This is a genomic window from Onishia taeanensis, from assembly GCF_900100755.1.
GTDB classification, from domain to species: Bacteria; Pseudomonadota; Gammaproteobacteria; order Pseudomonadales; family Halomonadaceae; genus Onishia; species Onishia taeanensis.
The window spans coordinates 153,995-167,244 of the sequence record NZ_FNCI01000001.1 but is presented as its reverse complement, the minus strand read 5'-3'; the positions used below and the strand labels follow the sequence as shown (position 1 = coordinate 167,244).

Annotated in this window: 12 protein-coding genes; 4 read left to right on the top strand and 8 right to left on the bottom strand. The window is 64.3% G+C overall.

Annotated elements, in window-relative coordinates:
- Positions 1 to 73: 73 nt before the first annotated feature.
- The 6 genes from BLR71_RS00720 to BLR71_RS00695 form a co-directional block, all read right to left on the bottom strand.
- The gene (locus BLR71_RS00720) at positions 74 to 1,123 is read right to left on the bottom strand and encodes a TRAP transporter substrate-binding protein (protein ID WP_092522097.1); all 1,050 of its coding nucleotides are present in this window, start codon (positions 1,121 to 1,123) and stop codon (positions 74 to 76) included.
- Between the two features lie 81 nt (positions 1,124 to 1,204).
- On the bottom strand, positions 1,205 to 1,993 hold the full coding sequence (locus BLR71_RS00715; protein WP_092522095.1) for a FadR/GntR family transcriptional regulator: 789 nt from the start codon (positions 1,991 to 1,993) through the stop codon (positions 1,205 to 1,207).
- Positions 1,994 to 2,196: 203 nt separating this feature from the next.
- A complete protein-coding gene (glyA, locus tag BLR71_RS00710; RefSeq protein WP_092522093.1) occupies positions 2,197 to 3,462 on the bottom strand; it encodes a serine hydroxymethyltransferase in 1,266 nt (421 codons plus the stop codon).
- A gap of 183 nt (positions 3,463 to 3,645) precedes the next feature.
- Positions 3,646 to 5,085 (bottom strand): hypothetical protein, encoded by a 1,440-nt coding sequence (locus BLR71_RS00705; protein ID WP_092522091.1) that lies wholly within the window; start codon positions 5,083 to 5,085, stop codon positions 3,646 to 3,648.
- A 124-nt stretch (positions 5,086 to 5,209) separates the two neighbouring features.
- Entirely contained in the window at positions 5,210 to 7,852 is a 2,643-nt protein-coding gene (locus BLR71_RS00700; RefSeq protein WP_092522774.1) for an ABC transporter permease, read from the bottom strand.
- Positions 7,852 to 8,592 carry an ABC transporter ATP-binding protein gene (locus BLR71_RS00695; RefSeq protein WP_092522089.1) on the bottom strand — a complete coding sequence of 247 codons (741 nt, stop codon included), beginning with the start codon at positions 8,590 to 8,592 and terminating at the stop codon, positions 7,852 to 7,854. Before BLR71_RS00695 ends, BLR71_RS00700 begins: the two co-directional genes overlap by 1 nt.
- A gap of 265 nt (positions 8,593 to 8,857) precedes the next feature.
- Here BLR71_RS00695 and BLR71_RS00690 point away from each other — a divergent pair, with 265 nt between their 5' ends.
- Complete coding sequence (locus tag BLR71_RS00690) at positions 8,858 to 9,556, top strand: arylesterase (RefSeq protein WP_245696319.1); 699 nt, start codon at positions 8,858 to 8,860, stop codon at positions 9,554 to 9,556.
- On the opposite strand, the gene BLR71_RS00685 is transcribed toward BLR71_RS00690, so the two are convergent.
- Both BLR71_RS00685 and BLR71_RS00680 read right to left on the bottom strand, forming a co-directional pair.
- The gene (locus BLR71_RS00685; RefSeq protein ID WP_092522085.1) at positions 9,547 to 10,437 is read right to left on the bottom strand and encodes a DMT family transporter; all 891 of its coding nucleotides are present in this window, start codon (positions 10,435 to 10,437) and stop codon (positions 9,547 to 9,549) included. The genes BLR71_RS00690 and BLR71_RS00685 overlap by 10 nt on opposite strands.
- Positions 10,438 to 10,607: 170 nt before the next feature.
- On the bottom strand, positions 10,608 to 10,877 hold the full coding sequence (locus tag BLR71_RS00680; RefSeq protein WP_092522083.1) for an Rdx family protein: 270 nt from the start codon (positions 10,875 to 10,877) through the stop codon (positions 10,608 to 10,610).
- Positions 10,878 to 10,962: 85 nt separating this feature from the next.
- Between BLR71_RS00680 and BLR71_RS00675 the strand changes: the two genes are divergently transcribed.
- The 3 genes from BLR71_RS00675 (at position 10,963) to BLR71_RS00665 (ending at position 13,194) form a co-directional block, all read left to right on the top strand.
- Complete coding sequence (locus BLR71_RS00675) at positions 10,963 to 12,279, top strand: MFS transporter (protein WP_092522081.1); 1,317 nt, start codon at positions 10,963 to 10,965, stop codon at positions 12,277 to 12,279.
- Positions 12,280 to 12,382: 103 nt separating this feature from the next.
- Positions 12,383 to 12,814, top strand: coding sequence for a PAS domain-containing protein (locus tag BLR71_RS00670; protein ID WP_092522079.1), 432 nt, complete (start codon positions 12,383 to 12,385; stop codon positions 12,812 to 12,814).
- A gap of 131 nt (positions 12,815 to 12,945) precedes the next feature.
- The gene (locus BLR71_RS00665) at positions 12,946 to 13,194 is read left to right on the top strand and encodes a PA3496 family putative envelope integrity protein (RefSeq protein WP_092522077.1); all 249 of its coding nucleotides are present in this window, start codon (positions 12,946 to 12,948) and stop codon (positions 13,192 to 13,194) included.
- Positions 13,195 to 13,250 lie beyond the last annotated feature (56 nt).

Genomic DNA, 13,250 nt, shown 5'->3' with positions numbered 1-13,250 from the left:
CGGCATCACCACCGGGCGCTCGGTGGCGATGCCGTCGACGCGGGGCCGGCACTCAGAGCCGGCCCCGGACGGGTTACATCAGGTTATGGTCCTGCAGATAGCCGACCACGGAGTCGTAGTACTTCTGGGTGATCTCATTCTTCTCGGCCCAGACCGCCCACTCTTCCTTGGCGATGTTGCGGAACTTGGCGCGCTCTTCGGCCGGCATGTCGATGATCTCGATGTTCGGATCCTCGTTCACCTCTTTCACTGCCGCGAGATCCCGTGCCTTGAGCATGGCCACCATTTCATAGGACATGCTGTCGACGGAGGTCTCGAGAATGGCCTTCAGGTCATCCGGCAGACCGTCCCAGATGCCCTTGTTGAGCGAAATCGCCACCATCGGCAGCGAGTGGAAGCCCGGATAGTTGGGGTAAGGCGCGAACTCGTAGAGCCCCTGGTCATAGTTGGTGGCGAAGACCGTGTAGTCGGCGGCATCGATCACGCCCTTCTCGAGGGCGGTATAGACCTCGGAGCCCGGCAGGTTGACCGGTGTGGCGCCGGCCTTCTCGAAGATGTTGTACACCATGCCCTGGGGGGCACGCAGCTTGAGCCCTTCAAGGTCCTCGACGGTGCGAATCGGACGCTTGGAGGGCAGCGCCTCGAGGCCAGTGGCGGCAGCACCGATCAGGTGCACACCGTAGGGCTCGGCCAACTCGTTGTAGATGTCCTCGCCGCCGGCGTAATTCATGTAGTCGAGAAACTCGACCGGGTCGCCCCAGGCGCCCACCAGGTTGCCCATCATGCCGAAGGCCGGATTCTGGCCGGAGAAGTAGCTGGGATCGGTCATATGGCCCTGAAGGATGTTGGCGCTCACCGCCTGCAGGGTTTCGGTCGCGCCGACCACGGCGTTGACCGGCAGGATCTCGATTTCGATACGCCCGCCAGACATGGTGTTGACGTTCTCGGCCCACGCTTTCTTGAGCTCGAACTGCGGCTCACCTGAGGTCTCAGAGGTCTGGAAGGTCCATTCGTATTCTGCCGCCTGGGCGCCGAACGCCATGGAGCCGAGCACGGCAGCCGTCAGGGCCTTGAGAGCGAAAGGCTTCAGAGCGGAAGACTTGATAGACGTGACGTTTTTCATGGTGCATTTCCTCGTCATCGGTTGAGTGTGAGGTTGTTGTTACCGGTACGCGAAGGCACCGCGGACGGCCAGATCACGTCGTCATGACGCGGGCGGCAATGCACCCGGAAGGCGCAAATGAGAAAGCGGTGTAGCGAATATGCTGTCGATGCCCAGGTCGAGCCCGGTGCGTTCGAGAACGCGCAGCGCGGCCTGCTCGGCCTCTTCGGGGCGCCGCAGACGAATGGCCTCCATCAACTGGCGGTGGCGCTCCATGCTGTCCTGCAATTCGTCTGCGCTGTGATTCGAGGTCTCGACCAGTAGCGCAATCGCCGGCTTGAGCACATGGCTGATCTGCGACCAGAGCAGGTTGTGGGTGGCCGAGAAGATCGCTTCGTGGAAGGCCACGTCGTAATCGTCATGACTGACGTCCTGATGGCACTGATCGGACGACTCCAGCGCCTTGATCATGCCCAGGTACGCGGTCTCGATCTCGTTGAGGTCGGCGGCGGTGGCGTGCTCTGCGGCCAGGCGAGCCACGAAAGGCTCCACCGCCACCCGGAAAGCGAAAATTTCCTGGCGAATACGCGGATTGGGCTGGGCGAACCGCGCCATCCAGTCGCTGACCCTTGGGTCGAGCAGATGCCACTGCGCCAGCTCCTGGACCCGGCTGCCCTGCCCCGAGATGCGCTTGATCATGCCGGCGGCGACAAGCGACTGCAGAGCGCTGCGCACCGTGCTGCGGCTCACCCCATAGGTCTCACAGAGGTCGAGTTCCTTGGGCACGAAGTCGCCCGGCGCATAGACACCGCCGAAGATGGCTTCGGCCAGCTGTTCGGCAATATCCGGCCGCGTGGCGCGACTGCTTGTTGTGGAAGGTGCTTGGCCCATTGGGGAACCTGCCCGGCGTGTCTGTTTGTTGAATCGCTATGTCTGACATAGGATCAACCAACAACGGACATAACGCCTTTAGACCATGGTCGCGTTTTGTCATTGGGTGCGACCAAACGCGACTCGCAGGCATAAAAAAACGCCCCGGCCAGTGATGGCCGAGGCGTTTTTAGCTGCCGTCAGTTAGTCGGCAAGGGGCAGGCTCAGTCGCGATAGACCGGGAAACGGGCGCAAACCGCTTCGACCTTGGTCTTGATCTCGGCTTCGGCGGCGCTGGAATCACCGCTGGCCATGGCGTCGAGCAGATCGCAGATCCAGGTAGCCAGGTCACGGCATTCGGTCTCACCAAAGCCGCGAGTCGTGACCGCCGGGGTGCCAATGCGCAGGCCGGAGGTGACGAACGGGCTCTGCGGGTCGCCCGGCACGGCGTTCTTGTTGACGGTGATATGGGCGCGGCCCAGAGCGGCGTCCGCGTCCTTGCCGGTCAGGCCCTGCTTGATCAGCGACAGCAGGAAGAGGTGATCTTCGGTACCGCCAGAGACGATGTCGAAGCCCCGCTCGATGAAGACCTTGGCCATGACTTGGGCGTTCTTGACCACCTGCTGCTGGTAGGCCTTGAACTCCGGCTCCATGGCTTCCTTGAAGCAGATCGCCTTGGCGGCAATGACGTGCTCCAGCGGGCCACCCTGGCCGCCCGGGAAGACGGCTGACTGCAGCTTCTTCTCGATCTCTTCACTGCCTTCGGCAGACAGGATCAGGCCGCCGCGCGGGCCGCGCAGGGTCTTGTGGGTCGTGGTAGTGACCACATGGGCGTGGGGCAGCGGCGTCGGGTAGACACCGGCAGCGACCAGACCCGCCACGTGGGCCATGTCGACCAACAGGTAGGCGCCCACTTCGTCGGCGATCTCGCGGAACTTGGCCCAGTCGATGATCTGGGAATAGGCGGAGAAGCCGGCGATGATCATCTTCGGCTGGTGCTCGCGAGCCAGGCGCGCGACTTCTTCGTAGTCGATCAGGCCGCGATCGTCGAGGCCGTACTGGATGGCTTCGTAGTGCTTGCCCGAGAAGTTCGGCTTGGCACCGTGAGTCAGGTGGCCGCCGGCGTCGAGGCTCATGCCCAGCACGGTGTCGCCCGGCTTGACCAGCGCCTGAAAGACCGCGCCGTTGGCCTGTGAGCCGGAGTGCGGCTGAACGTTGGCATAGCTCGCCCCGAACAGCTCCTTGGCGTAATCGATGGCCAGCTGCTCGACGATGTCGACATACTCGCAGCCGCCATAGTAGCGCTTGCCCGGATAGCCTTCCGCGTACTTGTTGGTCAGCTGCGAGCCCTGCGCTTCCATCACTCGCGGGCTGGCGTAGTTTTCGGAAGCAATCAGTTCGATATGCGCTTCCTGGCGAGCAGCTTCCTTCTGCATCGCCTCGAGCAGAGCATCATCGAATCCGGCAATCTGCATGTCACGGCTGAACATCGTCGGTGGTCCTCGAGCTAGGGGGGTGAAACGATGGCGTCATAATACCGCAGCCCGGGGTGCCTTTCACATGAAAGGCGGTCATCCCGTACTCGATAATTTCTCACCTTGGCTTTAGTCACACTAAAGCCAAGGTGCGCCTCACCAAGAAGACGACCAGGCGGGCTCACCTATCAGCCAGCTTTAGAGCGCCCCGTCCAGGCGACGCTCGAGCAGCTCATTGACCCGCTCGATCACCTCGAGGCGCGCCTGACGCTTGTCGTCACAGCTAATCAACGACCAGGGGGCATGCGTCCGGTGGGTCTGCTCGAACATCTCATCGATGGCGACCTCGTAGTCGTCCCAGCGAGCGCGATTACGCCAGTCTTCCTCGGTCAGCTTGTATTGCTTGCGCGGGGTGTTGGCTCGCGCCTCGAAACGCTTGAGCTGCTCATCCTTGCTGATCGACAGGAAGAACTTGCCAAGCACCGTGCCGTGTTCGAGCAGGCGTTTCTCGAAGTGGCGAATCTCGCCATAGGCGCGGCGCCATTGCGCTGGAGCGGCAAAGCCCTCCACGCGTTCGACCAGCACTCGCCCGTACCAGGAACGATCGAAGATCGCGAAGCGCCCATCGACGGGCAGCCGTCGCCAGAAGCGCCACGCCCAAGGGTGCAGACGCTCCTCGTCGCTAGGCGCCGCAATGCTGTGCACGCGATAGTGCCGCGCATCCAGCGCCGTGGTCACCCGGTGAATACTGCCGCCCTTGCCGGCGGCGTCATGGCCCTCGAAGACCAGCACCACCGGGATACCGCGCCGGGCCGCCTCGCGGCTGTTATGCGACAGCCGCGCCTGCTGCTCGACCAGCCGCTGCTGGTAGTCGTCCTTTTTCAGGCGCCCTGCCGACCGAGAGGCGGGGTCAGGCTTTGTTACCGTGGGGGCATCCTTGGCCGCCGGCGCCAGGTGACAGCTTGCCCAGGGCGCCTCGGGATCAACCGTCGGCTGCCTCGCGGTATCGAGCAGCCGCTCGGCCACCTGATGAACCAGGTCTTCCGGATCATCACCGGTAATGCAGTGCCAGGGCGCCCAATCGGTATGGGTGATCTCGCGTAGCGGCTTGCCTAGCGCCTTGATCAGCGGATGCTGGAGATGGCGCTGCCAGTCGGCGGGATCGAGCTGCCATGCCCGACTCGGATCCTCCTGCATGGCACTCAGGCGCTCGCCCTGGGTCTTGCGGTCGATATCCAACCAGATCTTGACCAGCGCCACATTTTCGGCGGCAAGTTCGGCCTCGAACTCGCGAATCATCGCCAGGCGATCCTCGAAAGCACCGGCGCCGATGCGACGCTCGGCGCGGGCGAAGAGCGCATCGCCGTACCAGCCGTGGACGAAAATGCCGGTCGTGCCACGAGCCGGCATCCGCCGCCAGTAGCGCCACAGTGCCGGCCGCTTGGCATCCTCGCCGCTGGGCTCCAAAGCATGAACCTCGGTGCGGCGGTTCTCCAGCCAGTGATTGAGCGTGTTGAGCATGGGATGCATATAGCTCGCCGCCTGGCCGCTTAGCATCAGCACCAGGGCCCGGTTCTCGCGCTTGGCCATCTGCAGCTGGGCTTGTAGCAATTGATAGCGCAGGGTCTCTGTTTTCATCTGTCGGCCTTCATCCGTGTGATGCTTTCCCTGTGAGCCGGCAGTCCCTTGCCAGCACCGGGCCCGACGAGCAGTTGCCCGATTGCGGTGAATGGCCGGTCAGCCCCTATCTTACGTCTCACCTTCATGCCTCACCGAGCAGGCCAAGGCTGGCCATGGGGGTCTGGCGGCGCAGGCTGCGCGACAGGCCATGACCAATCAGGCCCACCAACAGGGCGCCCCCCAGCGGCAGTCCTATCCACAGCCAAGGGTGCAGGCGCGGCGCCAGATCCAGCCAGCCGGCATAGATCCCGGCAGCGGCAAGCTCGGCGAGCAGCGCGCCCATCAGACCACTCGCCAGGCCCAGGATGGCAAACTCGGCGCCCTGCACCCGTGAAATCAGCCGGTCACTGGCACCGAACACTCGCAGCAGGCCACTTTCATGGGCACGCAGCGGACGGCTGGCGATCAGCGCCGCATAGAGCACGCTGATACCGGCCAAGAGTACGAAGCCAAGTACCAGCTCCACCGAGCGGGTGACCTGGGTCAGAAGATCGCGTACCTGACCGAGGATCGCCTCGACGTTGAGCAGCGATACGGCCGGGAAGTTCTTGACGATCTGACCGGGCAGCGAGCTCTGCTCATCCCCCAGGTGGAAGGCGGTGATATAAGTATGGCCGAAGCGCTCCAGCACACCCGGCGGGAAGATCACATAGAAGTTGGGACGGAAGCTGTCCCAGTCGAGATCGCGAAGACTGGTGATTCGCCCGGTGAGCGTGTCGGCACCGATGGTAAAGCTCATGGTATCGCCAAGCCCCAAGCCGAGACGGCCGGCCAGTTCGGCTTCGAGCGATATCGGCACGATCTCGTCGGACGGCTCAGTGGCTCCCACGCCGCCGGCATTCGCTGCCTCGCTGAAAGACGCTTCTGCCTCCGACACCCTATCGCCCGCTGCGAACCACTCGCCTGCCACCAACCGGTTGCCCTCCGGTAAGGTGTCGCGCCAGGTCAGATTGAGCTCGCGGCGCAGGGCATTGCTGCCCCGGCCGCTCTCGGGCACCGCCTCCAGGGGCGGTTGGCCGTTAAGCGCGGTGATACGCCCGCGCACCATCGGATAGAGCGCGGTGCGGTCGTCCACCGCCCCGGCCAGGGTCTCGACGAAGGCGTCGCGCTCTTGGGGCTGAATGTTGATGGCGAAGTAGTTGGGGGTATCCTCGGGCAATTGGTCCTGCCAGGCGGTGAGCAGGTCGCCGCGCACCAGGCCGATCATCGCCATCGCCGCGAAGGTCACCGCAAAGGCCAGTAGCTGGCCGAGACTCGCCTGCCGACGGCGGCCCAGCTGGCGGGCACCGAGCCGCAGTGCCCGGGTCGATGAGGCGCCATGGGCCCCCTGGGGCAGCAGCGCGGCCAGGCGCAGCACCCCGCTCAAGATCAGCGTGCCGACCCCACCAAGAATCACCAGCATCACCAGGCCACCGACCAGCAGCGCCACGGACAGCCAGAGATCGCCGGAGTAGAGCCACATCAGGCCGCCGAACACCAGGCTCGCCATGGCCACCACCAGCCAGGCCGAGGCGGGCAGCGGATCGAGTTCACGCCGCAGCACCTTCAGGGCGCTGACCCGCTTTAGACGCAGCAGCGTCGGGCCGGCGAAGCCGACCAACACGGCAAGCGCCGTGAGCACCCCGAGTGCCAGCGGCAGCGGGCCAGGCGGTGGCAGTTCGAGCGGCAGAAAAGCGGTCAGCAATGCCAGCAGCCCCGCCTGACCGGCCAGGCCCAGCAAGGCACCACACACCGATGCCGCCAGCGCCAGCCAGCCGAGCTGCAGGGCGAATAGGCGGGTGAGCTGACGCTGTGAGGCGCCGAAACAGCGCAGCAAGGCGGCGGTATCCAGGTGGCGATCCACATAGCGCCGAGTGGCCATGGCCACCGCCACGCCGGCCAGCAGCACTGCGGCAAGCCCGGCCAGGGCCAGATACTTCTCGGCACGCTCCAGAGCGCGCCCAAGGCCCGGTCGATCGACCCGGACATCCCGCACCTCGACCCCATCGCGCTTGAGCGCCTCGAGGCGGGCATCGAGGCTCGACACCGCCGCCGGCGGCCCGGCGGCGAGAATCTCATACTCGATCCGCGAGCCCGGCTGCACCAGGCCGGTAGCCGCCAGATCATCGACGTGCATCATCAGCCGCGGATTGAAGCTCGAGAAGCCGCCAGACTGGTCGGCCTCCCGCTCGATGATGCCGCTCACGGTGAGGGTGGTGCGGCCTACCCTTACCTCATCGCCTAGCTGAAGATCAATCAGCGACTCGAGCCTCGGGTCGACCCAGGCCTCGCCAGGCCCTGGCCCGCGGGCCAGCGGCTCGACGCCGTTGCCCACATCGACCCGTGAGGCGCCATACAGCGGGTAAGCGCTGTCGACCACCTTGAGGCTGGCCGGCTGGAAGCGCTCGCCGCGACTGATCATCGACACCAAGTCGACCTGATCCGAGAGGGTCATGCCGGCCTCTCGCAGGGTGCTTTTCAGCTCGCTGGAGAAAGGCTCGCCCTGCTCCAGCACCAGGTCGCCCCCCAGCATCTGACCGGCCTGGCGTGTCAGGCCGCGTTCGAGGCGATCGAGGAAGAAGCCGATCATGGTCGATGCCGCCACCGCCAGCGCCAGCGCCACGAACAGTGCCCGTACGTCGGCGGCGCGCAGATCGCGTTTGAGGCCACGAGCCGCGAGCCCCAGCCAGTGCAGGCCATTGCCTGGGATGCGGCGCGTATCGCGCCGTGAATCACCGCTTGCCATCATGCGCTGACCTCCTCTGGGGTCATGTCCACCAGTTGGCCGTCGATGAGCCGCAGACAGCGATCACAGCGGCGGGCCAGGGCATGGTCGTGGGTCACCAGCATCAGGGTAGTGCCGGCTTCACGGTTGAGAGCGAAGAGCCGCTCGATGATGCGCTCGCCGGTGGCCGGGTCAAGGTTGCCGGTAGGTTCATCGGCAAACACCAGCTCGGCACCGGTGACGAAGGCACGGGCCAGCGCCACCCGCTGCTGCTCGCCACCGGAGAGCTGCTTGGGCAGGTGATCGAGGCGCTCGCCAAGCCCCACCCGGGTCAGCCAGTCCCGGGCCCGGGCATCGTTGTCGGCGGCAGGCGCCAGCTCGAGTGGCAGCAGCACGTTTTCGAGCGCGGTGAGGGTCGGCAGCAGTTGGAAGTTCTGGAACACGAACCCCACCCGCCCGGCCCTAAGCTCGGCGCGTCCGTCCTCGTCCAATGCGGCCAGCGACTCACCAAACAGCTTGAGCTCACCGCTGCTTGGCGCATCGAGCCCGGCCAGCAACCCCAGCAGGGTCGACTTGCCGGCGCCGCTCTCGCCGAGAATCGCCACCGTTTCTCCGGGGAACACCGTAAGCGAAAGATCACTCAGAATGGTTAGCGACCGATCGCCACTCCTGACCTGCTTGCCAAGCCGGCTAGCCTGTAGGATGGGCGCAAGATCATGATGCGAGGAGGTGGACGCAGTGGAGGACTTAGTGGAAGGCATAGTGACGGGATTCCCTGTTGGCCTGAAGAGGTCGAAACGCGGCGCCAAGGGCCCCGCTGAGCGAAAAGCTGCGCTGAGCGCCGAGCCGAGCGCCTGGAAGAGGCGGTACGCCCAGTACGCAAGTCATCTGGTGCAAAGGCTAGGCCGTTGCCTACTGGCAACGGCCCCAGCAAAAAAATCCGTGGCGACATCCACCCTCACAATGCGTCGCGAGCCGCTAGCCGGGCTCATGGCTGGTCTCTGCATGGGGCTGGCCGCGCTTTGCATGGCGGCTCCGGCTCTGGCCGATGCCTCCTCGGCCGACTCCCGCACCGACCGCCCCACGCTCTTGGTGATGGGAGACAGTCTGAGCGCAGCCTATGGGCTTGAACGGCCGGAGGACGGCTGGGTCAGTCTGTTGGCCATGAGGCTCGAGGGCGAGGCGCGGGTCGTCAATGCCAGCATCAGCGGTGAGACATCCGCCGGTGGCGCCACACGCCTGCCTAAGCTGTTAGGACAGCATTCTCCCGACATAGTGCTATTGGAGCTTGGCGCCAACGATGGCTTGCGCGGCCTGGCACCGAGCCAGATGCGCCGCAATCTCGAGTCGATGATCGAGAAAAGTCAGGCCAGCGGCGCCCGGGTAATGCTGTTGGGCATCGATATTCCGCCCAATTACGGCGACGCCTATCGACAAGCGTTCACCGGCGTATTCGACGACCTGGCCGAGCGCCATGAGCTGCCGCTGGTACCCTTCCTGCTCGAGGGAGTCGCTTTGCAAGATGCGCTGATGCAGGACGACGGCCTGCACCCGACCGCCGAGGCTCAGCCAATCATTCTGGATAATGTATGGCCGACCCTGGCGCCCTTGCTCGAGCAGGCCAAGCCTGAGGCGGCGGCGGGTAAAGAGGCCATCTCGCCCGATAGCTCAGCGGCCGTCTCTCCTTCCCAGCCGGTACCCGGGGCTCTGCCCGCTCAGGCCTGAGGTGCCGGCTCGGCGGCCTTCTGCCACTGTTGAAGACCGAGGCCGCCGAGAATCAGCATCAGCCCCACCAGCGTCGAGATCAGGATTGGCTCGCCGATCACCAGATGCAGCAGCAGCAGGGAGATCGGCGGCGACAGAAAGATCAGATTGGCCACCTTGGCCGTGCGGGAAATTCCCCGCACGGCCAACTGCCAAAGCACGAAGGCGATCCCCATCTCGAAGAGCCCTACATAGATGCCGGCACCCACGCCCTTCCAGCCGTACCATTCGAACCCCGACCCCAGCGCGATCAGCAGCGTGAACACCGGCAAGCCAACGCTGAAATTCTGCCACTGTGCGACGAGCGGGGGCCGACTGTCGCGGGCATTGAGCAGCCAATAGAGCGCCCATAGCAGGGTCGAGGCCAGCGCCAGCCCCACGCCCAGCGGGTCGGCAAAGGCCACATCGAGCACCGCGCCACGGGTGGCGATGGTCCAGACACCGGCATAGGCAATCAAGCCGGCGATGATATCGATGCGGGTCAATCGCTGGCCGAGAATCGGCACGGCGAGAAAGGCCATGGCAAGTGCCCAGGTGTAGTTGAGCGCCATCGCCTCCTGCCCCGGCAGGCGATCATAGGCCGCGAACAGCACCAGGTAGTAGGCGACCGGATTCATCATCCCGGCCCATAGCGCCGTGCGCCAACCCCTCCCCAGCGCCTGGCGCATTAGCCCCTTGCGCCATACCAGAACCCCCATCAGCGCCCAGGAAACCAGGGCGGCGATCCACATCAGTTCCAGCGGCGACATTTCGCCAAGCGCCACCTTGAAGGCTGTGGCCACCGTGGACCAGAGGCCGACAGCGCCCAGGCCGCACAGCATGGCGTAACGTTCCTGTGTCATGCTCCCTTCCTTGTGTTGGATGTGCCCAGGACGGTACGGCAGCGGCGCGGCGGTCAGCAGGCCGGCGATGCAGAGCCATCGGTCATTCGCTAGACGCCGCCACTCGGCTTGTCCCTTAGATTGAAAAATCCCGGCTGTCGATCAAGCACCGGCAGCGCAGAAATCAGCACTCAGCGATCCAGATGCCCCAGATCCCGCGAGGGGTCGAGCCGATCACGCACCCGTTGCTTGATCACCTTGATCTCCGGGAAGCCATCATCGCGCTTGCGCTCCCACAGCTGCTCGCCGTCAAAGGTAATCTCGAAGTGTCCGCCGTGACTGGGCACCAGCGCGACGTCATCGAGCTCCTCACCGAAGGTCGACAGCAATTCCTGAGCATACCAAGCGGCGCGCAGCAGCCAGTGGCATTGAGTACAGAAGTGGATACGCACGCTTGCCATGAAGCCCTCTCCCTGTTGGACATTTGCCCGGCATCATAACTGAGGCATCATGGCGGCTGGAATGCGCGCACAGGGAGCCCACTAGATGCCACCAAACGAGATTTCACAAACCCGCCTCTACGAGTGGCTAACCGGCGATGAAGACAGCCGGATGTGCAAGGATATTCCCGACTCCGCCTGCCAGGTGCAACCCAAGAATTTTCTGCGCCAACTGATCGCCTCGCTAGGCAACAAGCTAGCCGACGAGCTGTCCAGCGCCCGCCTGGTGCTGCCCTGGTTGATGGGGGCAATCGGCGCACCGCTGTGGATGGTGGGCCTGCTGGTGCCAATTCGCGAGGCCGGCGCCCTGCTGCCACAGGTGTTCGTGGCCGGTTTCATTCGCCACCAGGCGCAGCGCAAATGGACCTGGGTGGCCGGCGGGCTGATTCAGACCGCGGCCGCCCTGCTACTGGTCGCCCTCGCCCTGTGGGGCCAGGGTGGTGTCGGCGGCAGCCTGGTGCTGGTGGTGCTTGTCGCCCTATCCCTGGCTCGCGGCCTGTCGTCGATCGCCACCAAGGACGTGCTGGGCAAGACCATCGCCAAGCAGCGCCGCGGCACTCTGATGGGCTGGAGCGGCAGCATCGCCGGTGGCGTGACCCTGGCCGCCGGTATCGTGCTGGTCTTTTTCGACGATCGCCCCAGCGAGCTGGCCCTGGCGGTCCTGATGAGCGTGGCGGCTCTGGGCTGGGGCCTTAATGCCCTGTGTGCCGCGCGGATCGAGGAGACGCCGGGGGCCGTGGAAGGTGGTGAAAACGCCTGGGACAGCGTGCGCCAGGGGCTTCACCTGCTGCGCGAAGACAAGGCCTTTCTACGCTTCAACCTGGCACGCGCCCTACTCCTTTCCAGTGCCCTGGCACTGCCCTATATTGCCTTGCTGGCTCAGCAGCGCAGCGGCTCGAACCTGGGCGATCTGGGGCTTCTGATCATCGTTTCAGGGCTTGCCGGCATGCTGGCGAGCCCCATTTGGGGCAAGCGGGCCGACAGCTCCAGCCGCCGGGTAATGCGCGATGCCGGCCTGGCCGCGGCGATATGCTGCACCCTAGCGGCGCTGGCGGGCAGTATTCCCGGCGCCTGGACCACCACTCCCTGGCCCTACGCCCTGCTCTACGGAATGCTGGTGATTGCCCACGCCGGCGTGCGCCTGGGCCGCAAGACCTACGTGGTGGATCTCGCCGGAAGCGATCAACGCGCCCTCTATGTGGCCCTGTCCAATACTCTGACCGGCTTTTTGATGCTGTTGGTCGGCGGTTTGGTCGGCGCCCTCGCGCAGTGGTTCGGCAGCGCCGTACTGCTTGGCCTGCTTGCCGCCTGTGCGCTTGCCGCCGCGCTCACCGCACAGGGGCTGCCAGAGGTCGAGGAATGAGCGCAACACATTGAAATCTGGCGACCGCCTAGCCATGATAGAGCCATTACACCGTGGCTAGGCCATACCTACTCCCTTAAGGGTCGCGACAGGAACGCTTCGCATGAAAAGACCGCCCATGATCAGCTCCGAGCTTCTGGAACGCATTATCGACGCCTCGGAGGACGGTATTGTCGTTGCCGAACGTGAGGGTGATGAACACATCCTGATTTACGTCAATCAGGGGTTCGAGCGGATGACTGGCTACAGCACCGACGAGATTCTCTACCGTGACTGCCGCTTCCTGCAGAATGACGACCGCGACCAGCCCGGCCTTGCTCGCATACGTGAAGCCCTGGTCGACAACCGGCCCTGCCGCGAGATCCTTCGCAACTACAAGAAAGACGGCACCCTGTTCTACAACGAGCTGTCGATTACCCCGATGTACGACGAACGGGAAGACATCACCTATTATCTCGGCGTGCAGAAGGATGTCACCGAACGCGTCGAGGCCATCGCCGAACTCGAGCGCATAAGGGGCACTGCCACAGACTGATTTTTTCCCTTCCCCCTCTTGTCCTCATCCTCAACTGGCGTTATATAGCCAGCAACGCACCCGCGTTGCACGATGCTCGCTGAGTCGAGCATCAGTCGCCATTTTTACATGGGGTCATGGGAGGACATCGCATGAGCCGCAAACACCAAGTGCACGACACATCAGACGACGCCCCGGATGATGTGATCTATGACGGGGATGTCGACGCCTTCATGGACGCCGTCAACGACAGCCAGTACAACCGCCGTTCGTCACGCTCAGACAATCTGCAGGCAAGGCGCCGCCTCGAGAGCCTGCTGGAAGAACGTCGCCTCAAACAGGTCATCGACGATGACTGGGGGCTCGACGGCGAGGAAGAGGAAGAGGAAGAGGAAGAATAAAACCGCCGGCGATTGCCCAGTCACCGCATAACAGCCACCGACAGAACAGCAAGCCC